Raw genomic sequence first — 20,298 nt, 5'->3', positions numbered from 1 at the left:
GCCGATCGTTCCCACGCTCTGCGTGGGAACGCCTCCCCGGACGCTCCGCGTCCGCTTTTGGACGCAGAGCGTCCTGCGCTGCATTCCCACGTGGAGCGTGGGAACGATCAGGGTCGGGTGATCAGCTAAAGAGTGCGGTTTTCACCTCCCTGCGCTAACCTGCGGCCATGTTTTACGAGGTCGACTATGCACATTCATATTCTGGGTATCTGCGGGACTTTCATGGGCTCGATGGCGGTTCTGGCCAAAGAGCTGGGCCATCACGTGACCGGCTCCGATGCCAACGTCTATCCGCCGATGAGCACCCAGCTCGAAGCCCAGGGCATTCAGCTGACCCAGGGTTACGACCCGGCGCAGCTTGATCCGGCACCGGATCTGGTGGTGATCGGCAACGCCATGTCCCGCGGCAACCCGGCGGTGGAATATGTGCTGAACAAAGGCTTGCCGTACGTTTCCGGCCCGCAGTGGCTGGCCGACCATGTGCTGCAAGGTCGCTGGGTGCTGGCGGTCGCCGGTACGCACGGCAAGACCACCACCAGCAGCATGCTCGCCTGGGTGCTGGAGCACGCCGGCATGAGCCCGGGTTTCCTGATCGGCGGCGTGCCGCAGAATTTCTCGGTGTCGGCGCGTCTGGGCGGCACGCCGTTCTTCGTGATCGAAGCCGACGAGTACGACAGCGCGTTCTTCGACAAGCGCTCGAAATTCGTCCACTACCGTCCGCGCACCGCGATCCTCAATAACCTTGAGTTCGACCACGCCGACATCTTCCCTGATCTACCGGCCATCGAACGTCAATTCCATCACTTGGTGCGGACCATCCCGAGCGAAGGGCTGGTGATTCACCCGACCACCGAACCGGCCTTGCAGCGTGTGATCGAGATGGGCTGCTGGACACCGGTGCAAACCACCGGTGCCGGCGGTCAATGGCAGGTCAAGTTGCTGAAAGACGACGGCTCGGCGTTCGAAGTGATGTTCGAAGGCGTATCCCAAGGCGTGGTCGAGTGGGAATTGACCGGTCAGCACAACGTTGCCAACGCCTTGGCGACGTTGGCAGCCGCGCGTCACGTCGGTGTTGTTCCGTCGATGGGCATTGCCGGGTTGAGCGCGTTCAAGAGCGTCAAGCGCCGTATGGAGAAAGTCGCGGAAGTGCGCGGCATCACTATCTACGATGACTTCGCCCACCACCCGACCGCGATTGCCACGACCCTCGACGGCCTGCGCAAACGCATCGGTGATGCGCCGTTGATCGCGATCATCGAGCCGCGCTCCAATTCGATGAAGCTTGGCGCGCACCGTGATGGTCTGCCGGACAGCGTGGTCGATGCCGATCAGGTGATCTGGTACGCCCCGGCCAACCTCGGCTGGGATCTGGCAGGCACCGCCGCGTTGTGCACCGTGCCGTCGATCGTCAGCGATTCGTTGGAAGGCATCATCGAACGCGTGAAGAGTCAGGCCCAGCCCGGCACCCACGTAGTGATCATGAGCAACGGCGGCTTCGGCGGCCTGCACGGCAAACTCGCCGAGGCGCTGAAATGAACACTCGTTTCGAGAGCAATGGCCCGGAACGCATCACGCTGGCGATGACCGGCGCGTCCGGCGCCCAGTACGGCTTGCGCCTGCTGGATTGCCTGGTGCGCGAGGATCGTGAGGTGCATTTCCTGATCTCCAAGGCCGCGCAACTGGTAATGGCCACCGAGACGGACGTGTCGCTGCCGGCCAAGCCGCAAATGATGCAGGCGTTCCTCACCGAATACACCGGCGCGGCCGCCGGGCAGATCCGTGTGTACGGCAAGGAAGACTGGATGTCGCCGGTGGCCTCGGGCTCCGGCGCCCCGGCCGCGATGGTGGTGGTGCCCTGTTCGACGGGGACTTTGTCGGCCATCGCCACCGGCGCCTGCAACAACCTGATCGAACGGGCGGCGGACGTGACGTTGAAGGAACGTCGCCAGTTGATTCTGGTACCGCGCGAAGCGCCGTATTCGAGCATTCACCTGGAACACATGCTCAAGCTGTCGAACATGGGCGTGACCATCCTGCCGGCCTCGCCGGGTTTCTATCACCAGCCGCAGACCATCGATGACCTGATCGATTTCGTGGTGGCGCGAATTCTCAATCTGCTGGGCATCCCCCAGGACATGCTGCCGCGTTGGGGCGAGCACCATCTGAGCAGCGATGAATAAGCTGCTGGCGATCCTGCTGGTGTTGCAACTTACTGGCTGCGCCACCGCGCGCACGCTGGATGCCGCCAAGCCCGGCGCGCCGGTGGTGTATTCCGGCACCCGGCTGGATCTGTATGCGATGAATGGCGGATGTTGCGCGATGGATCGATTCGGCGCCGAGGCGCCGAGTTACCCCGGTGTGGATCTGCCGGCCAGCGCACTGCTCGACACGCTGCTGTTGCCGTTGTCGTTGCTGACGGTGATCGGCGTGGGGTTCCAGGCGACTGGCGGACTCTAAAAAGATCGCAGCCAATGGCTGCGATCTTTTGTTTTTACTTGCCGAGTTTTCTCAACTCGTCCGATTCGACGATCCGCACACCATCCTGCTCCTCCAGCGCCAGCCGCCACATGGCCCGGGCCAGTTGGCAGGCTTCGATGCCGCGGTATTTGCCGGGAATCAGTTTCGAGAACGGTGCGGCAAGCTGCTCGCCCAGGCGCGGCTCGCTGCGTTCGCCGAGCAACAGCGATGGCCGGCAAATGGTCAGCTGCGGCCAGTCCTGCGCACGCAATGCGTACTCCATCTCGCCTTTGACACGGTTGTAGAACACCGAGGACCGGCGGTCGGCCCCCAGGGCACTGATCACGATCAGGTGCCGTGCGCCCATTTCCCGTGCGCGCTTGGCGAAAGCTACGACCATGTCCAGATCCACGGCGCGGAACGCTTCTTCGGAGCCGGCCTGCTTGATGGTGGTGCCGAGGCAGCAATAGGCGATGTCGACGCGACCCGCCAACTGCGGCAGGAAGGTCTGTGGGTCGCCGACCGGGTTTTCCAGATGCGGATGTTCGGCCAGCGGCCGGCGTGAGGGGGCAAGGACACGGCTGATAGTTGGCTCGTTGAGCAGGCGGTCGAGCAGATGTTCACCGGTCAGACCGGTGGCTCCGGCAAGCAAGACATGCTGAGGCGTCAAGTACATAGTGTCTCTCCCTTGATACTGTTCAGCTTAGTTGCTGTTTGTCGCTCCGTCGTTCAATGCAGCACTTTGCAATGCTTTTCTCGCTTGCTGTTTACGCAGCAGTTGCCAGTGCGCCAGTACGGTTTTCGGCGCCCAGATCTGCGGTTCAGAGGCTTCGAAGCTGTCCGCCAGTTCCCGTTCGGCGACGGTGGCCTTGGCCAGTTTGAAGGCTTGTTCCAGGTCGTCGGTCTGGTTCAGCGCCTGGGCAAACAGGGCGTCGCCGAAGTAGGTGAAGTTGGCCTCCTCGGAGCAACCGAACGAAACGCGATCGGCGCGCGAGGCGGTCATGATCAGCGTGCGCTCGTCCTTCAGCGCCGGAATGAAGCCGCCGGAATAGCACGAAGAGATGACAATGATCTTGTCGCGGTTCTTCAGCGGCGCCAGCACGGCGGCGAGTTCGTCGGCGGGCAGGTCGGCCAGTTCCATGCGCGGCTGGTCGAGTACCAGTTCGTGCTCGGCGGTGCCGTGGCTGGTCAGGTAGATGAAGACCAGATCTTCCGGACCGCTGCGTTCGGCCAGGGTCAGCGCTGCGCGGCGCAGGTTTTCGCGGGTGGCCATCGGTCGGTCGCCGAGGTGGTCGCGGTGGTTGACCAGGCGAATCTGGCCAAACGCGCCGAAACGGCTGGTGAGCATGTTGGCCACGTAATCGGATTCGCGCAGGAACACGCTCTGCTTGCCATCGCCGCCGAGGGTCAGGGTGTACAGCTCCACTGCCGGGGTCGAGGCCGGCACATTGGCCAGTGCTTCATCGAGCAGGCGACCCTGGGCCAGCAGGCCGAGTTCGAGGGTGTCCGGCAGCAACTTGCCGTCGGCATCGCGTACCCGCTGGCCGTTGATCCAGGTGCCGCTGAGCACGCTGCCATCGGTGAGCACCAGGGTGCCGCGTCCTGAATAGCTGTCGCTGTCGAACCCGCCGACGTAGAAGCTGCCATCGGACAGGTTCAGGCGACCCTGACCGCTGAAGCGCCAATCATTGAAGTAACCGATGTAGTGGCTGCCGTCGGCGCCGATCAGTTCGCCCTTGCCGGTCAGCGCGCCTTCCTTGAACTGCCCGAGCCAGACATCGCCATCGGCGTTTTCGTAGCGACCCTTGCCGTGCAGTTGATTGTTCTTGAAGCCGCCGACGTAGATGTCGCCGTCGGCACTGTTGAACGTGCCGTTGCCTTCGAGCTGGCCGTTGACGAAGTGGCCGGTGAACTGATTGCCGCTGGCATCGCCGCGCTGGCCTTCGCCGTTGGGTTTGCCGTGGGCGAACTGGCCCTGATAGGAACTGCCGTCATCCAGCTCGAGGCGACCGAGCCCGGAATACTGGTCGGCCTTGAATTCGCCGCGATAGGTCATCGCGTTTTCTTTAAGGGTGCCTTCGCCGTCACGTCGGCCCAGCTTGAAGCCGCCGGTGTAGCTGCCGGCCGTGGTGGTCAGCGTGCCCTGGCCGTCGAACAGCCCTTGCTGGAAGTTGCCGCGATAGACCTCGCCATTGCTGCCGTGCCATTCGCCCTGGCCATGCCATTGCCCCTTGTCGAACGCCCCGGCGTACCAGCTGCCGTTGGGGTAGTCGACCCGGCCCTGGCCTTGCAGCAAGCCATCGACCAGTTCACCACGATAGCGGCCGCCGTCGGGCAGGCGCGCATCCGGCGGCAACAGCGATTCGCCGTCGCCACACGCGGCCAGCAAAAGGGTCAAGGCAAGGGGAGCAAGAGGGGCGAATGAGCGCATAGCGGGATCCGGGCAATTAGGCGACCGAGTATGCCGCAGCTATGTGACCTTATACAGCCGGCAGGGAGGAGCGGATGCGAAACAGCGTGAGCCGCTTCGCATCCAGGCGCTTAAACGAAGCAGAGCGACAGCGGTTCGGCGATGTAGGCCGGTTTGTCCGAGCCTTCGATCTCCAGGGTGGCGGTGGCCTTGAGCAGCCACTGGCCAGGTTTTTTCTCGGTCACTTCACCCAGATCGACCTTGAGCCGGACTTTGGAGTCGACCTTGACCGGCTGGATGAAACGCACGCTGTCCAGGCCGTAGTTGACCACCATCTTCACGCCTTGCGGCAGGATCAGGATGTCTTCCATCAGTTTGGGGATCAGCGACAACGACAGGAAACCGTGTGCAATGGTGCTGCCAAATGGCGTTTGCGCGGCTTTGACCGGATCGACGTGGATGAACTGATAATCCCCGGTGGCTTCGGCGAACAGGTTGATGCGCTCCTGATCGATGGTGAGCCATTCGGAACGTCCGAGTTCCTTGCCGACATAATCTTTGAGCTCTGCAACGGGAACATAGGGCATTGAGACTCTCCTTGGGTTCATCGGTTTTATAGTTTTTCAGGTGGGGGATTTGACCGCCCTGCGAACCACTGTAGATCATCATGGCGATTTGCTCAGGTCAACCGACCATGCTTTTGGCGAATGCCGGTTCATAGCGCAGGCGTGCTTATAATGCGGGCGACCTGCGGGGTGAAAAGTAAGACGGAGATGTCGGATGTTGCTACGTGGCCTGACCATGCTGGTGCTGTTTCAATTGCTCGGCACGGCCCTCAATCATTTGCTGTTGCCGGTGCTGCCGGGGCCGATCATCGGCCTTTTGCTGTTGCTGGCATTCCTGATCGTGCGCGGTGAAGTCGGCGAGCCGCTGAATCTCGCCGCCGGCAGCCTGTTGCGTTATTTGCCGTTGTTGCTGGTGCCGCCGGCGGTGGGTGTGATGGTCTACGCCACGGCGATTGCCGCCGATTTCTGGGCCATCGTCGGGGCGTTGGTGGTGTCGCTGATTCTGTCGATGGCCTTCGCCGGCGTGCTGATGCAACGGCTGGTCAAGCGTCACGCGCCGCATTCGGAGGAATCCTGATGCTGTTCGACTGGCAAGGTGCCTGGGCTTCGGTGATTCACCATCCCCTGTTTGGCATCGGCATCACCCTCGGTGCCTATCAACTGGTGCTGGCGGCATTCGAGAAAACCCGCTGGATCTTTCTGCAACCGGTACTCGTCTCGATGTTGCTGGTGATCGGCGTGCTGGTCGGCTGCGGCCTGACCTACGCCGAGTACCGCAAAAGTACGGAAATCCTCAGCATTCTGCTGGGGCCGGCAACCGTGGCGCTGGCCGTGCCGCTGTATTTGAATCTGCGGCGCATCCGCCAATTGTTCTGGCCGATTTTTACTACGCTGGTGATAGGCGGCGTGGTCGCCACGGGCATGGGCGTGGCGCTGGGCTGGTGGTTCGGCGCCGATCACATGATTCTGATGACCATGGCGCCCAAGTCGGTGACCTCGCCGATTGCCATGCTGGTGGCCGAGCAGATCGGCGGTGTCGCGGCACTGGCGGCGGTGTTCGTGTTGATCACCGGGGTGATCGGTGCGATCTTCGGCCCGGCGCTGCTGACCCGCCTTGGCGTGCACAGCCCCGAGGCGCGCGGCATGGCGCTGGGCATGACGGCGCATGCGGTCGGCACTTCGGTGGCGTTGCAGGAGAGCGATGAGTGCGGCGCCTTCGCGGCGCTGGCGATGAGTCTGATGGGCGTGGCCACGGCGGTGTTCCTGCCGTTGGCGGTGTCGATGGTGGTGTAAGGAAATGTCTATGAGTCTGCCGCTTTTTCCGCTGAACACGGTGCTGTTTCCCGGCTGCAATCTGGATTTGCAGATCTTCGAGGCGCGCTACCTGGACATGATCGGCCGTTGCATGAAACAGGGCGGCGGATTCGGTGTGGTGTGCATCCTTGAAGGCACTGAGGTCGGCGTGGCGCCGGAAGGTTTCGCCATGGTCGGCTGCGAAGCGCGGATCACCGATTTCCAGCAGCAGGACAACGGACTGCTGGGCATCCGGGTGCAGGGCGGGCGGCGCTTCATCGTGCAACGCACCGACGTGCAACGCGATCAGTTGATCGTGGCCGAGGTCGAGTGGCTGGACGAAGAACCCGAACAACCGTTGCAGGATGAAGACGCCGATCTGGTGGCGCTGCTCAAGGCCCTGGCCGAGCACCCGATGGTCGAAGCGCTGAACATGGGCACTGAAGCGGTTGGCCAGCAATCGCTGGCCAACCAGTTGGCCTACCTGTTGCCCTTTGCCGAAGAGGACAAGATCGACCTGCTGCAACTCGACGATCCGCAGCAGCGACTGGATGCGATCCAGGCGTTGCTCGATGAGTTGCAGGGGGAACTGTTTGCGTAAGGCCGGCTGAGCGGTTCCGTTACTCGGGCCAGACGATGTCGCCGGCGAACCACTCCTTGCCCGGGTCCAGTGTCAGTATCGGCTTGCCGGCCTTGGCGACCTTGTCGATCAGCGCGTCATATTCATGCTGGTTGTAGGCGCCGCGATGGGTACGCTCTTCAATACTCGAAGAGGTGAACCAGGGGTCTATTCCTGCCTCAGCCACATCGTCGACTTTCGCCGCCCGTGTATGGGTTGAGTCGAGCAGCCAGAGTCGGCTGGACTCGATGCCCTTTTTCGAGGCGGAGATAAGCGCTTCAAACTCATCCTGAGGAAACCACGCGCCATTCTTCTCAGCGGATAGATTGAGTAGCTGGTTTTCTTCCCTGAGCACGACTTCCATTTTTCGCGTGTCGATGATGTAGGCGAAGATGAAACTCTGGTTATGTCGAGTCGTTTCGTAGTTGCGCTCGGAATCGAGTTCCACGTCAGAGGCATCAGACCACTCGTTATCGGATTCGCCGGAATCAGGGTCAGGCTTACCGGTTTTTTTGCCGGGGTATTTGTTCTTCTGGTTGTTGTAGAGCAGGTATTCCGGATCCGGCGGATTTCTGCCATTGCCGCCATACTCGTGGAGCAACTTCAGACTGACCGTCGCGCTGATCGGCTTTTGGGTGGTCGCTCCCTGCGGATGTTTCCAGCGCGGCAGCATTCTGCCGTCGTTATAAAACTCGAACGGCGTTCGCTCATCTGCCCGGAACAAACCGGGAATATCAAGGCGATACAGGCAACCGCTGTTGTTGCGCAGGTAACCCAGACTGGCTAGAAACCCGTCGAGAAACGGCCGGCTCAGGCTTTGGTCGAAGTCCAGCAGATCGCCGCGCCAGAGCTTGCCGTTTCTTGTCGGGATGATCAGCGGCTCGATTTCCCGACGCAGTTGATCGAAGCGCCCCGGGTCGTTTTCGTCGAGCGAGCGCAATCGGTGCTGCTCCGCCCACTGCGGCATTTGCTGCGGGTTGTCGAGCAGATCCTTGCGCAGCTGCACATGCTGCACGGGCGAAAGATTGTAGCTGCGCAGATGTTCAGTCACTTCATCAAGCGTCTTCTGAGGATGCAACCAGCGCAAACCATCCATGATCAGATCCTGTCTGGCATTGCCGGTCACCATCGGTTTGACCCAGTGCGGCCGACTGCCACCGGTCTGGCCTTCTTCCCGCAAACGCGTGATGTCCTGGCCGTGAATGCCGTATGCCTCCCATATCTGATGGTCCTTCCAGGCTGTCAGGTGGGTGGGCGAACCATTGAAACCGGCCGGCGGTTCGTCAACCTGAACCCAATAGTTGTCAGGACCCTTGAATCCGTAAAAATAATCGGCGTTCGGTAAGCTGGAAAAAAATTCCTGCCGTCGGTAATAACCTTGGGTATCAACCTGTACCCAGTGAGGCATGGGGGCCAGGTGCATACGTGACAAAGGCCGGAAATGTTGCGGTTGTGAAGTGGTCGTACGCTTGATTTGTGTGTCGCCCTGATCAGAGGCAGGACGTTTGGCCAATGGTGCTTTCGGCGGTTGATCGGCAAGGTGCCATGTTGTTTCGCCCGGATCTCTGCGGATCAGCGGGCCGGGTGCCAGTTTCCTGTACAGATCGGTTACCCGATAGGCGGCGTGGACTGCGTCGAACTCCACATGCACGGTGCCGAGGTCCTGGATATCGACGAAACGGCGTCCGACGACAAAGCGAAAACCATCGGCGTCCGCTGCCTGCATGTTGCGCAACAGCGCCTGGTTCAACAGGTAACCGGTCAACCCGCCGCTTGTTACGGGTTGGGCATCCGGCAGGTCGGATATCTCGACCCTGGGCGGGGTGCCGCTGTCGGCCGAGTGACTGCCGGAACCCTGCCCGGGTGTGACGACAGGTGGGGTGGGAATATCCGGGTGTGGTCGATGCCGTACCGGTATTTCCACCTCCGGACGCGGTCGATTGACGAACGTGTCCGTTGGCGTTTGCGAACTCACTCTCGAAGAGTTAGATGGCGGGGGTGTTTTGGGGCGCATCGTGTCATTCCTTGACGATTGATGTGGTTAGCGGGCCGCGACTCAGTTCGCGGCCGTTATGGCGGCAACCCTGTTTTCGATGATCAGGTGTTCGGGATCGACCAGACGCGTGGGAGCGCCGTTGGCTGTCCACTTGCCTGTTGCCGCGTTGTAGAAAATCTCTGCATGAGGTGCGTCGGACAGATGAATGTTTTCGATGAGAACGTTATCGCTTTCCAGCATCTGTCGGCGTTTATGGTCGTTCACCAGGACGACGATTGCCTGGGTCGATCCGCAGGACGAGGCGTTGACGCTATGCAGACCAATCACCTCGAACAGTGCATTGACCCGGTACCGATCTCCCGATGTAACGATCACGTCGATGGTTTCCAGGGGCAGCGAAACGTCGTTGGTGTCGGGCAGATGAACATGAAGGCTGCCGATCTTCAGCAGGTCATCCTTGATGGAAAGATGGCTGTCGTTGATTTTTTCCTTCATCTGGTGCGCATGAATGTGCCAGGTCGATGAACCCCGCAGGTTCGCGTCCGCTTCGGCGGTGGACAGGCGAATGGACAGGTTGCTGGACGGGTAGAGCGCATAGGTCGAGGATCGTCCTTCCAGCCAGTAGCTCGTGTTGTGATCGATGGCTTTGAAATCGATGCGTTGCGGGGTATTCCTCAGGGTTCGCTTTTCGACAGAGGGTTTGACGAACAGGTAGGTACCGGCACGCTCTCGCAGTGAGGCACGGCTTGCCACCGATCGATAGCCCGGGTTCCTGGCGTCGTCCAGGCAGACATTGGCCGGATAGTCGAGGGCATAGGAAACACCGTCACGCATGACCAGGGTGAAGGCGTGATTCATCTTCCAGCCCGCGGTCAGGATCCCCGCGCCGCTGTCACTTTTTTTTCCCGTATCTTCGATGACGGCCCCGTGCACCGAGAGCAGCCCTGCACCCGCACCGAAAGCAATCCTGAAGTGGACATCGTCGTAGTCGAGCACGGTAAATGCGTTTGTCTGTCGGACTGTAACGGTATAGACGGCCTCGACATCGGCAATGTCCTTGCTGTCGAAGTCGATATAAAGCGTACTGCGCCCGCCATTGCTCTGCGGTGCTGCCTTCAGGACGGTGTGGTAGTTGCGTCTGGAGACGAAGTAGAACGAGTGCGCTTTGGTCGGCGGTATGTTGACCGGGCTGTTGAGCTGCACCGGGGAGGGCTTGGCCAGGCCGGCAGTGAGGACGTTGACACGCAGGGGGCGGTCGCTCTGGTCCGCAATCTCGGCGGGCCATTGAGGTTGCAGGTGGTAACCGTCCTGCGTGATGAATATCCATTTGTCGTTGTTCAATACGCGCTTGCCATCGACGGTCCGGTAAACCGCTTCGAGCACGAGGGCGCGCAGCGGAGATCGGGGATGGTCGTCGCGCAATGATTCGACGACCAGGGCATGAGTCCGAATGGTCCAGCTTTGAACGGCCTCGAGGGTGACACCCAGATAGACCCTGCTCGGCTCCAGACCATCCTCAGTGACGAGGATCTGGCGACTCAGAGGGTCGAGTTGGTAGATATCGTTACCGCTACCGCCGTCAACGCTGACGAAGTGGCCTCGAACTGAAATGTGGTCATCCCCTGCACCGGCATTGACCTGATCCTGCCCGTTGGCGGTAATGACGTCGGCCTGATCCGATCCGTTGACCCGGTTGCGGGCACCGGCCAGGGTTTCGACTTTCTCGATGGAACTGAACGTGGAATGCAATACCGGTTCGATTGCGGGGTTTGCTGAACGCAACCCGAGCCTTCCGGTTTTCATGTCGATGTCGTAACCGAGGTAAAGCGGTGGATTCGGGATGTGATCCAGATGCCTGTGAGTGCCTTGAAGCCAAAGCAGGTCGGTACCGTCTCCCCCTTGCAGATGATTCGCGCGGACCTCTGCGCGAGAGAGTGCGTCGCCGGCGGACTGAAAGAGAAACGAATCGTCCTTGTCGCCGCCGGTGAGGGATTTGTCGCCGGCGCCGTAACTGAAAAAGTTCGGTTTGTCGCGCACGCCTTGCACCGTGTCATTGCCTCCACCCAGATTCCAGAACACCCCTTTGGCAGTGTCAGTCTTCAGGCTGGTCACGATGGCATCCGAGTCAGGCAGACCGGCTCGTGCATCGTAATGGTCATCGGTTTCGACGATGACTGGCAGGTTTTCAGTGACATAGGGTAATTCGCCCTTGGCCTCATCCCATTGATACCGTGAGAGACGAGTGGGCTGAAGCCTGACATCGAATCGGCCATTGACGATCGCGTCGACACTGTCCTTGAGTTCATTGTCCAGCCAGCGCAGGCTTTGGGTTTTCAAGGCCTTGGCATAGTCGCTGGTGGTTTTCGAGATCAGATATCGCTCCATCAGCGCCTTGTCCTGGTCCTGCCCGGTGAAGGCGAACCAGCCGGCACGCCAGCGTTCGTTCACGGACAGTTCGATGTAATCGTCGATGTCGTCGACAGCCCGGACGGCGCCGTAGATTCTGGCACCGACAATCATGATGGCCGCCGCTGCGATACCCACCGGGCCGGCTGCCTGGAAACCTGCCAGTGCCGCGCAACCCAACGCGAGGGAGAGCGCGGCGCTGAATACACTCAATCCCCCGGTCACGTAGAGATCCTGCGCCTCTTTTCCCTGGGCCTTGGCGGCATCGTTGAAGGATTTGATCGCGGTGTAGATGTCAAAGGGCAGTGTCAGCGCACTGGCGATCAGGCCTGCCCCCCGGCACAGCCATTTGCCCATGCCGGTCTTGCCGAAGTGTTCGATGGCCATCGATCCCTGCCGGATCATGTGCTCGCCTGTCCTGCTCAAGGCGTACTCGAATCCCAGCGAGGTTATCTCCGCAATGCCGCCGCCGACATTGATCAGCACTTCCCCCATTTGGCCTTTCTTGAGAGCGTCGATGGCGCCGGTATACGCGCTGTACAGTCCGTAGGCCTGCAACCCCACCCCCATGCTGGTCATGCTGCGACTCTTGGCCTTGTCTACCCAGCTGGGCAAATGATCCGGCAGCGGGTCTCTGCGAATGTCCAGACGTTGTGTAGCTTTCAGCAGACTGTTGATCTTGTTCATCGCTGGCGCGGAATCGCCGGCGGCCATCTCGCGCATCAGCGCTGGGGCATCGGGTGAGCGTTGCGTGACAATCTCATACAGCAGTGGCGCAACTTTCTGGCCTTCTTGCGTATTGACTGATTTGATGCGCTGCTCAACTTCGGCCGGATCGAACTCCAGTGCGTCGATGAATGTTTGATCGGGCTCGGGGAAATAGGAGTTGGCGGCTGTGATGACCTGCCCGTTAAGCCGTCCGCCCAAGGCTCTCAGTTCCTCGCGGGTAACGGTCATCTCACCGATACGCAGGGGGCCGAACAGGCTGTCTGTTTCATGCAGGCTGGGTGTGCGATCGATCGGAGAGGGAGTGTCGGTCTCATTGTTAGTTGATGAATTACTTAGGTCGGAAATAACAATTGCGGCTGTAGGATAAGTTTCCGAAGTTTTTTCGAACGGGATAGACAAGATCAATACTCTTCCATGAGGTAATGAGTATTCAATCTGTCATGCAATAAATTTTTGGCCAGGCTTAATGTTTTGCTAATTATATTTATGGTTGTCGGTTTATCGCGATGACGAATGTTGTCTTTTTTACTTGGAGCAAGCTTGGCGGTGACGTATTTGTCGAAACAGCAGCGTTTCAGTTCAGAAACAGGACTGATCGCCGCTTGCGGATTCGCCCCGAAGGGGAATCCGCAAGCGGCGGATGCGGCTCAATAGGCGTATCGAAGCAGGGTGTGTGGCAGGTGTCGCAATACGAAGAAGCCAAATAGAGCGACCAGAGCTGGCAATACCAGCCACCAGACTTTCTGCGGCATTGCACCAAGAGGTGCATGACGTTGACTGAGCCACAGGCCCGCTGCGCAGACACAGGCGGCGAGCATGGCGCCGGCCAGGACATCCGTTGGCCAGTGCGCGCCCAGATATACCCGTGACAGGGCAATTGCCAGTGCAGGAATGCAGCCGACCAGCAGCCAGGTCAGTCGCAGCCGTGGCGGTTGCCCGCGTCCGGCGAGTACGGCCAGGGTCAGGAACAGCGCGAACGATCCGGATGCATGGCCGCTGGGCATGCTGTAACTGGTGAGTGGGTCAGTCAGCACTTCCGGGCGTACCCGGGCGAAAAACAGTTTGGTCCCGGTGTTGGCCAATGCCGTGACGAGCAGGGTGCCGCCGACGAAGATCGCGTGGCGCCACTGACGACACAGCAACAGTAGCGCTGTCAGCAGGGCGCTGAACAACAGCATGTTGCGGAACTCACCGATCAGGGTGAAAACCACTGCCACTTCATCCAGCGCCGGCCTGCGGTGCTCCTGCACCAGGGTCATGACGCCCTGATCGAGCGCGGTCAGGTATGGAAAACCGATGAACAGGCCGATCAGGATCAACAGGCTCATGCTGCTGATCCAGATGGTCGCCCGGCGATGACGGCGCAGGCTGCTGTTGGCGCTCAGACCGACCATCACGGCGATGCTGCCGGCGACGATCCCGGCCTGCAGCCAGAAGCCTTCCGGCAAGGGCAGGCGAATCGCCGCCCCGGTGGCCCAGCCCGGCAGCAGATAGGCGAGGCTCCAGCCGGCCGCCGCCAGCAGACTCACGGCGGCGAAGCGCGGGAAGGGCATGTCGCACATACCCGCGACCATCGGCAGCATCGGTCGCAGCGGGCCGATGAAACGGCCGACCAGCAGGCTGGCGATGCCGTAGCGTTGGAAGTAGGTTTCCGCGCCGGCCATCCACTCCGGGTGATGGCGCAACCCCGGCAAGCGCCGGATGTTCTGGTGGAAGTGGCGGCCGAGGAAATACGAAATCACGTCACCGAGAATCCCGCCAAGGAAACCCAGCAACAGAGTTTCACTCAACGACAGCGCTCCGCTGCCGGCCAGCACCGCCACGGCAAACAGCAGCACCGTGCCGGGCACAATCAAGCCGGCTATCGCCAGGCATTCCACGCAGGCCACGACAAACACAGCGGCGGCCAGCCACTGCGGATTGGCGGCCAGCCACCCGGTCACGCTATCGAGCCATGGGCCCATACAAACCACTCCATTTCATTGATGTCCCTGATCGGCGAGCCGAAGGGTGTGCATTCACAGCAGAAAATAATCGCGACCTTCGACCTGACCCCGGCGCAGCGGGTTCCGCGTGCACCACTGGGCGTAAGCCGCATCGACGAAGCGATACATCAAGTGTTCGTCGCGGCCATGGGGAATGCCCAGGCGGGTGGTCTGAATCACGTGGGTCGGCGCGGGGCCGGTGTCTTCCACCAGCAGGATTTCGTGGTCGAAGCGCTTGGCATCCCACACCGGCACTTTCAGCCCCAGCGCCTTGCACAGCAGCGTCTGCCCGGCACACAGTTTCTGCGACGGGCGCGGTCGGCCTTGGGCGTCGGGGTTGTTCAACAGCATCTGCGCCAAGCTGGCCGGGCCGCTGATCTCGTCGACCCACGGATAGGCCGATTTGATCAGCACCGCATTGCCCGGACCCTGCGCACTGAAGTTCAGCGAATCGCCGCCACGGGCGTAGTACATATAGATGTGGCCGCCGTCCAGAAACAAAGCCTTACGCTTTTCTGTGTAGCCGAGGGACGCGTGGCTGCCTTTTTCCTCGCGGTAATAGGCCTCGGTTTCGATGATTCGGGCACTGAGCCACAAGTCACCGACCCGATGGCGAATGACTTTGCCGAGCAGATCCTTGGCCAGCGTCTGGGCGTCACGGTCAAAAAAGGCGTCCGCAAGGCCGACAGGCTGGCGCGCGGAGGTGGCGCGAACGGTCAGGTTGGACATGGCAAACAGTGTTTATCCAGGCGGAGGAGGTCGTGATGATAACAATTCAAGGCTTAATCCCGGCTGAACGTCGGCAAATCGCCGTCCATTTCGACCATCCGCCCGTCACCGCTGTTAGTCCCGGGACGCGACAGCTATAATCTGCCGCTTTCCTCTTTGCCAAGACCCCAGCAGACCATGACTGAGTCCGTTCTTGACTACATGACCCGATTGGGTCGCGCCGCCCGCGAAGCTTCCCGCGTCATCGGCCGTGCCAGCACCGCGCAGAAAAACCGCGCCCTGCTGGCTGCCGCCAATGCCCTGGATGCCGCCCGCGCCGAGCTTGCGGCAGCCAATGAACAGGATCTGGCCGCCGGTCGCGCCAACGGTCTGGAACCGGCATTGCTGGAACGTCTGGAGCTGACCCCGGCACGCATCGACGGCATGATCGTCGGTCTGCGTCAGGTCGCAGCACTGCCGGATCCGGTCGGTGCGATCCGTGACATGAGCTTCCGTCCGTCGGGCATTCAGGTCGGCAAGATGCGTGTCCCGCTGGGCGTGATCGGGATCATCTACGAATCCCGTCCCAACGTGACCATTGATGCCGCCAGTCTGTGCCTGAAGTCCGGCAACGCGACGATCCTGCGCGGCGGTTCCGAAGCGATTCATTCCAACCGCGCGATTGCCGCTTGCATCCAGCGCGGTCTGGCCGAAGCCGAACTGCCGGCCGCCGTGGTGCAAGTGGTGGAAACCACCGACCGCGCCGCCGTTGGCGCGCTGATCACCATGCCCGAATACGTCGACGTGATCGTACCGCGCGGTGGCCGTGGCCTGATCGAGCGCATCAGCCGTGACGCCCGGGTGCCGGTCATCAAGCATCTGGACGGCATCTGCCACGTCTATGTCAGCGAACATGCCGACCTGGCGAAAGCCCAGCGCATCGCCTTCAATGCCAAGACCTATCGCTATGGCATCTGCGGTGCGATGGAGACCTTGCTGGTCGATCAACGTGTTGCGAAGGATTTCCTGCCGTCGATGGCCAAACAGTTCCGCGAAAAGGGCGTCGAGCTGCGGGGGTGTGAACGCACCCGGGCGATCATCGAAGCCGTAGCGGCGACCGAAGAAGACTGGAGCACCGAGTACCTGGCGCCGATCCTGTCGATCCGCGTGGTGGATGGTCTGGATCAGGCCATCGAACACATCAACCATTTCGGCTCCCACCACACCGACTCGATCGTCAGCGAAAACCTCGCCGACACCCGCCAGTTCGTGGCTCAGGTCGACTCGGCGTCGGTGATGATCAACACCCCGACCTGCTTCGCCGACGGATTCGAATACGGATTGGGTGCCGAGATCGGCATTTCTACTGATAAGCTGCACGCCCGTGGCCCGGTGGGCCTGGAAGGACTGACCTGCGAGAAGTACATAGTGGTCGGTGATGGCCAGTTGCGCGGCCAGGCGACGGTCTGACTTGTCCGACCTCGACCTGAAAGCGCCGAAACCCGGCAAGAGGTCCCGTCCCCGGCGCATTGGCGTACTGGGCGGGACGTTCGACCCGGTGCACGTCGGCCATTTGCGTGGCGCGCTGGAAGTCGCCGAAGCGCTGGGGCTCGATGAGCTGCGCATGATGCCCAGCGCGCGGCCGCCGCACCGCGATACGCCGCAGGTGTCGGCGCAGGATCGGCTGGCAATGGTTGAATGTGCGGTGGCCGGTGTGCCGCCGCTGGTGGTGGACGCCCGCGAATTGCAGCGGGACAAACCGTCCTGGACCATCGATACCCTGGAGTCGCTGCGTGCCGAAATGGCCGCCGAGACCCAGGTTTTTCTGCTTCTGGGCTGGGACGCGTTTTGCGGCCTGCCCACTTGGCACCGCTGGGAAGAGTTGCTCCAGCATTGCCACATCCTGGTGCTACAGCGCCCGGACGCCGACAGCGAACCGCCGGATGCCTTGCGCAACCTGCTGGCAGCGCGTTCGGTGAGCGACCCGCTGGCCCTGAAGGGGCCGAGCGGACAGATTGCATTCGTCTGGCAGACACCGCTCGCGGTTTCCGCCACCCAGATCCGTCAACTGCTGGCCAGCGGTAAGTCGGTACGTTTCCTGGTGCCCGACGCGGTCCTGGCCTACATCGATGCGCACGGTCTGTACCGTGCGTCGAACTGAACAAGGCGTGCTTCACTGATACGAATCCACGTGTCGCCAAGCCGCCGAAAATATGAGCAAAACGAGTTTTATATGACTGACAAAGACCAAACCAAAGTAAAGCGCAAAGGCACATTCAAGAGCGCCCCGCTGCCAGAACCGGTCAACACCAACGAACCGCTGAAGGGCGACGAGCTGGTCAAGGTGGCCGTTGCAGCCCTGGAAGACGTCAAGGCCCAGGACATCCAGATCATTGATGTGCGCGACAAGCAGAGCATCACCGACTACATGATCATCGCCACCGGTACCTCCAACCGCCAGATCAACGCGATGCTGGACAAGGTTCGCGAAGAAGTGAAAAAGCAGGGCGCCAGGCCGCTGGGCGAAGAAGGCAAGGGCGACAGCGACTGGGTGCTGCTGGACCTGGACCTGGTGATCGTGCACATGATGACTGCCTCGGCACGTCAGTTCTACGACCTGGAACGCCTGTGGGCCGGTGCCGAGCAGAGCCGTGCGGCGGACGCCAAGCACCACAGCCCGGAAAACACCCACGAGCATTTCACCAAGCTCAACAAAGACCAGCTGTAAGGGATTGCTGTGCGACTGCGACTGATCGCCGTCGGTTCACGCATGCCCAAGTGGGTGGAAGAAGGCTGGCATGAGTATGCCAAGCGTCTTCCATCCGAGCTGGCGCTGGAACTGGTGGAAATTCCGCTCAATACCCGTGGCAAGAACGCCGACGTGGCCCGCTTCATCCGTCAGGAAGGCGAAGCCATGCTGGCCAAGGTCGGGCAGAACGAGCGGATCGTCACCCTCGAGGTTCATGGCAAGCCGTGGAGCACCGAGCAACTGGCGGTCGAACTCGATCGCTGGCGCCTGGACTCGCGCACGGTCAATTTCATGGTCGGTGGCCCGGAAGGGTTGGCACCGGAAGTCTGTGCCCGCGCGGATCAGCGCTGGTCGTTGTCGCCGCTGACGCTGCCGCACCCGCTGGTGCGCATCCTCATCGGCGAGCAGTTGTATCGTGCCTGGACCGTGCTGTCCGGCCACCCTTACCACAAGTAATCCGCCCTCATGTCTCAGCCGATCCGCATCAAGGACCACGAAAAAGACGCCCGTCTGGTGCGTGGTCGCGTCGTGTTCGGCGCAATTGCGGTGGTGGCGCTGATCTGCGTGCTGATTGCGCGCCTGTATTACCTGCAGGTGATTCAGTACGAATATCACTCGACCCTGTCGGAAAACAACCGGGTTCACGTTCAGCCGATCCCGCCGACCCGTGGCCTGATTTTCGACCGCAACGGCGTGGTGGTGGCGGACAACCGTCCGAGCTTCAGCCTGAGCATGACCCGCGAGCGCTCCGGCGACTGGCAGCAGGTGCTCGACGTGATCGTCGAGGTCTTGCAGCTGACGCCTGAAGACCGGGTGATCTTCGAGAAACGCATGCGCCAGGGCCGCCGGCCGTTCGAGCCGGTGCCGATCCTGTTCGAACTGACCGAAGAGCAGATCGCCCGGATCGCGGTGAACCAGTTCCGTCTGCCGGGCGTCGAGGTGGTCGCGCAGTTGGTGCGTCACTACCCGCAGGGCGCGCATTTCGCGCACTCGGTGGGTTACATGGGGCGGATCAACGAGAAAGAGCTGAAGACCCTCGATCCGGTCAACTACAGCGGCACCCACCACATCGGCAAGACCGGCATCGAGCGCTTTTACGAAGCCGAGCTGCACGGCCAGGTGGGTTACGAAGAGGTCGAGACCAACGCCCGTGGCCGCGTCCTGCGCGTGCTCAAACGGACCGATCCGGTGCCGGGCAAGGACATTGTCCTGAGCCTCGACATCAAATTGCAGGAAGCTGCCGAGGCTGCGCTGGGCGGTCGGCGTGGTGCGGTGGTGGCGCTCGATCCGAAAACCGGCGAAGTGCTGGCGATGGTCAGCCAGCCGAGCTTCGACCCGAACCTGTTCGTCACCGGCATCAGCTTCAAGGCTTACGCCGAGCTGCGCGATTCGATCGACCGGCCGCTGTTCAACCGTGTATTGCGCGGTCTGTACCCGCCGGGCTCGACGATCAAGCCGGCGGTGGCGATTGCCGGTCTCGATGCGGGCGTGGTGACGGCGTCGAGCCGGGTGTTCGACCCCGGTTACTACATGCTGCCCAACTACGATCACAAGTACCGCAACTGGAACCGCACCGGGGACGGCTTCGTCGACCTCGATACGGCGATCATGCGGTCCAACGACACCTACTTCTATGATCTGGCGCACAAGCTGGGCATCGATCGGTTGTCGGCCTATATGAACAAGTTCGGCATCGGCCAGAAGGTCTCGCTGGACATGTTCGAAGAGTCCCCCGGCCTGATGCCGTCCCGCGAGTGGAAACGCGCGACCCGGCGTCAGGCGTGGTTCCCCGGCGAAACCCTGATTCTCGGGATCGGCCAGGGCTACATGCAATCGACCCCGCTGCAACTGGCCCAGGCCACGGCGCTGGTGGCCAACAAGGGTGTGTGGAACCGCCCGCACCTCGCCAGGACCATCGAAGGCGAGAAGCCCAAGGATGAAAATCCGATGCCGGACATCATCCTTCGCGATCCGTCGGACTGGAACAAGGTCAACCACGGCATGCAGCAGGTGATGCACGGTGCCCGTGGCACCGCGCGCAAGGCCTCGATCGGCGCGCAATACCGGATCGCCGGCAAGTCGGGTACGGCACAGGTCGTGGCGATCAAGCAAGGCGAGAAGTACGACCGCTCCAAGGTTCAGGAGCGCCACCGTGACCATGCCCTGTTCGTGGGTTTCGCGCCGGCGGATGACCCGAAAATCGTGGTGTCAGTGATGGTCGAGAACGGTGAGTCCGGTTCCGGCGTCGCGGCACCGGTGGTGCGCCAGGTCATGGATGCCTGGCTGCTGGATCAGGACGGACGGTTGAAGGCCGAATACGCCAGCCCTATCAGTGCGGAGGCTACGGCCCGTGATGAATAATTTCGATCGCATGCTCTCC

At 61.3% G+C, this 20,298-nt stretch carries 18 protein-coding genes; 11 read left to right on the top strand and 7 right to left on the bottom strand.

Going from position 1 to position 20,298, the window contains the following annotated elements:
- Window positions 1–186 precede the first annotated feature (186 nt).
- Genes mpl through CAF80_RS25050 form a run of 3 tightly spaced genes read left to right on the top strand, consistent with a single transcriptional unit; the run spans window position 187 to window position 2,457 of the window.
- Complete coding sequence (gene mpl / locus CAF80_RS25060) at window positions 187–1,536, top strand: UDP-N-acetylmuramate:L-alanyl-gamma-D-glutamyl-meso-diaminopimelate ligase (protein WP_007958628.1); 1,350 nt, start codon at window positions 187–189, stop codon at window positions 1,534–1,536.
- Entirely contained in the window at window positions 1,533–2,180 is a 648-nt protein-coding gene (gene ubiX / locus CAF80_RS25055; RefSeq protein WP_039771880.1) for a flavin prenyltransferase UbiX, read from the top strand. The genes mpl and ubiX overlap by 4 nt, the downstream gene beginning before the upstream one ends.
- Entirely contained in the window at window positions 2,173–2,457 is a 285-nt protein-coding gene (locus CAF80_RS25050; RefSeq protein WP_074691595.1) for a YceK/YidQ family lipoprotein, read from the top strand. The genes ubiX and CAF80_RS25050 overlap by 8 nt, the downstream gene beginning before the upstream one ends.
- A 34-nt stretch (window positions 2,458–2,491) precedes the next feature.
- Here the strand turns inward: CAF80_RS25050 and CAF80_RS25045 are convergent, their stop codons facing one another.
- The 3 genes from CAF80_RS25045 to CAF80_RS25035 form a co-directional block, all read right to left on the bottom strand.
- Window positions 2,492–3,133 carry an oxidoreductase gene (locus tag CAF80_RS25045; RefSeq protein ID WP_007958634.1) on the bottom strand — a complete coding sequence of 214 codons (642 nt, stop codon included), beginning with the start codon at window positions 3,131–3,133 and terminating at the stop codon, window positions 2,492–2,494.
- A gap of 27 nt (window positions 3,134–3,160) precedes the next feature.
- The gene (locus tag CAF80_RS25040) at window positions 3,161–4,888 is read right to left on the bottom strand and encodes a C13 family peptidase (RefSeq protein ID WP_039771876.1); all 1,728 of its coding nucleotides are present in this window, start codon (window positions 4,886–4,888) and stop codon (window positions 3,161–3,163) included.
- 110 nt (window positions 4,889–4,998) lie between these two features.
- Window positions 4,999–5,454: a MaoC family dehydratase gene (locus CAF80_RS25035; protein WP_085668083.1), complete on the bottom strand. Its 456-nt coding sequence runs from the start codon at window positions 5,452–5,454 to the stop codon at window positions 4,999–5,001.
- A gap of 193 nt (window positions 5,455–5,647) precedes the next feature.
- On the opposite strand from CAF80_RS25035, the gene CAF80_RS25030 reads away from it, so the two are divergent.
- From CAF80_RS25030 to CAF80_RS25020, 3 genes are read left to right on the top strand one after another with little or no spacing between them, the layout of a single operon-like run.
- Entirely contained in the window at window positions 5,648–6,010 is a 363-nt protein-coding gene (locus CAF80_RS25030) for a CidA/LrgA family protein (RefSeq protein ID WP_039771873.1), read from the top strand.
- The gene (locus tag CAF80_RS25025; RefSeq protein WP_007958637.1) at window positions 6,010–6,726 is read left to right on the top strand and encodes an LrgB family protein; all 717 of its coding nucleotides are present in this window, start codon (window positions 6,010–6,012) and stop codon (window positions 6,724–6,726) included. Before CAF80_RS25030 ends, CAF80_RS25025 begins: the two co-directional genes overlap by 1 nt.
- Window positions 6,727–6,736: 10 nt before the next feature.
- Entirely contained in the window at window positions 6,737–7,327 is a 591-nt protein-coding gene (locus CAF80_RS25020) for an LON peptidase substrate-binding domain-containing protein (RefSeq protein WP_039771871.1), read from the top strand.
- Between the two features lie 19 nt (window positions 7,328–7,346).
- On the opposite strand, the gene CAF80_RS28955 is transcribed toward CAF80_RS25020, so the two are convergent.
- The 4 genes from CAF80_RS28955 to CAF80_RS25000 form a co-directional block, all read right to left on the bottom strand.
- Window positions 7,347–9,110, bottom strand: coding sequence for a hypothetical protein (locus CAF80_RS28955; protein ID WP_176240931.1), 1,764 nt, complete (start codon window positions 9,108–9,110; stop codon window positions 7,347–7,349).
- 291 nt (window positions 9,111–9,401) lie between these two features.
- Entirely contained in the window at window positions 9,402–12,875 is a 3,474-nt protein-coding gene (locus CAF80_RS25010; RefSeq protein WP_176240930.1) for a calcium-binding protein, read from the bottom strand.
- Window positions 12,876–13,123: 248 nt separating this feature from the next.
- Window positions 13,124–14,440, bottom strand: coding sequence for a bifunctional DedA family/phosphatase PAP2 family protein (locus CAF80_RS25005; RefSeq protein WP_074691589.1), 1,317 nt, complete (start codon window positions 14,438–14,440; stop codon window positions 13,124–13,126).
- Window positions 14,441–14,494: 54 nt separating this feature from the next.
- Window positions 14,495–15,190: a DNA-3-methyladenine glycosylase gene (locus tag CAF80_RS25000; RefSeq protein WP_085668082.1), complete on the bottom strand. Its 696-nt coding sequence runs from the start codon at window positions 15,188–15,190 to the stop codon at window positions 14,495–14,497.
- 177 nt (window positions 15,191–15,367) lie between these two features.
- On the opposite strand from CAF80_RS25000, the gene CAF80_RS24995 reads away from it, so the two are divergent.
- From CAF80_RS24995 to mrdA, 5 genes are all read left to right on the top strand, one after another.
- Window positions 15,368–16,639 carry a glutamate-5-semialdehyde dehydrogenase gene (locus CAF80_RS24995; RefSeq protein ID WP_085668081.1) on the top strand — a complete coding sequence of 424 codons (1,272 nt, stop codon included), beginning with the start codon at window positions 15,368–15,370 and terminating at the stop codon, window positions 16,637–16,639.
- Window positions 16,608–17,330, top strand: coding sequence for a nicotinate-nucleotide adenylyltransferase (gene nadD, locus CAF80_RS24990; protein WP_039771865.1), 723 nt, complete (start codon window positions 16,608–16,610; stop codon window positions 17,328–17,330). Before CAF80_RS24995 ends, nadD begins: the two co-directional genes overlap by 32 nt.
- 72 nt (window positions 17,331–17,402) lie before the next feature.
- Window positions 17,403–17,897, top strand: coding sequence for a ribosome silencing factor (gene rsfS / locus CAF80_RS24985; RefSeq protein WP_064382180.1), 495 nt, complete (start codon window positions 17,403–17,405; stop codon window positions 17,895–17,897).
- Window positions 17,898–17,906: 9 nt separating this feature from the next.
- On the top strand, window positions 17,907–18,374 hold the full coding sequence (gene rlmH / locus CAF80_RS24980) for a 23S rRNA (pseudouridine(1915)-N(3))-methyltransferase RlmH (protein ID WP_009051038.1): 468 nt from the start codon (window positions 17,907–17,909) through the stop codon (window positions 18,372–18,374).
- 9 nt (window positions 18,375–18,383) lie between these two features.
- Window positions 18,384–20,279, top strand: coding sequence for a penicillin-binding protein 2 (gene mrdA, locus CAF80_RS24975; RefSeq protein WP_074691583.1), 1,896 nt, complete (start codon window positions 18,384–18,386; stop codon window positions 20,277–20,279).
- Window positions 20,280–20,298: the final 19 nt, after the last annotated feature.

It is taken from the genome of Pseudomonas sp. B34(2017), assembly GCF_002112915.1.
GTDB classification, from domain to species: Bacteria; Pseudomonadota; Gammaproteobacteria; order Pseudomonadales; family Pseudomonadaceae; genus Aquipseudomonas; species Aquipseudomonas pharyngis.
This window is presented reverse-complemented; position numbering and strand designations above follow the sequence as displayed.

Bases quoted from the DNA above. Each gene is read 5' to 3' on its own strand.
- mpl (WP_007958628.1), top strand. From the start codon at position 187: ATGCACATTCATATTCTGGGTATCTGCGGGACTTTCATGGGCTCGATG.
- ubiX (WP_039771880.1), top strand. From the start codon at position 1,533: ATGAACACTCGTTTCGAGAGCAATGGCCCGGAACGCATCACGCTGGCG.
- CAF80_RS25050 (WP_074691595.1), top strand. From the start codon at position 2,173: ATGAATAAGCTGCTGGCGATCCTGCTGGTGTTGCAACTTACTGGCTGC.
- CAF80_RS25045 (WP_007958634.1), bottom strand. From the start codon at position 3,133: ATGTACTTGACGCCTCAGCATGTCTTGCTTGCCGGAGCCACCGGTCTG.
- CAF80_RS25040 (WP_039771876.1), bottom strand. From the start codon at position 4,888: ATGCGCTCATTCGCCCCTCTTGCTCCCCTTGCCTTGACCCTTTTGCTG.
- CAF80_RS25035 (WP_085668083.1), bottom strand. From the start codon at position 5,454: ATGCCCTATGTTCCCGTTGCAGAGCTCAAAGATTATGTCGGCAAGGAA.
- CAF80_RS25030 (WP_039771873.1), top strand. From the start codon at position 5,648: ATGTTGCTACGTGGCCTGACCATGCTGGTGCTGTTTCAATTGCTCGGC.
- CAF80_RS25025 (WP_007958637.1), top strand. From the start codon at position 6,010: ATGCTGTTCGACTGGCAAGGTGCCTGGGCTTCGGTGATTCACCATCCC.
- CAF80_RS25020 (WP_039771871.1), top strand. From the start codon at position 6,737: ATGAGTCTGCCGCTTTTTCCGCTGAACACGGTGCTGTTTCCCGGCTGC.
- CAF80_RS25005 (WP_074691589.1), bottom strand. From the start codon at position 14,440: ATGGGCCCATGGCTCGATAGCGTGACCGGGTGGCTGGCCGCCAATCCG.
- CAF80_RS25000 (WP_085668082.1), bottom strand. From the start codon at position 15,190: ATGTCCAACCTGACCGTTCGCGCCACCTCCGCGCGCCAGCCTGTCGGC.
- CAF80_RS24995 (WP_085668081.1), top strand. From the start codon at position 15,368: ATGACTGAGTCCGTTCTTGACTACATGACCCGATTGGGTCGCGCCGCC.
- nadD (WP_039771865.1), top strand. From the start codon at position 16,608: ATGGCCAGTTGCGCGGCCAGGCGACGGTCTGACTTGTCCGACCTCGAC.
- rsfS (WP_064382180.1), top strand. From the start codon at position 17,403: ATGACTGACAAAGACCAAACCAAAGTAAAGCGCAAAGGCACATTCAAG.
- mrdA (WP_074691583.1), top strand. From the start codon at position 18,384: ATGTCTCAGCCGATCCGCATCAAGGACCACGAAAAAGACGCCCGTCTG.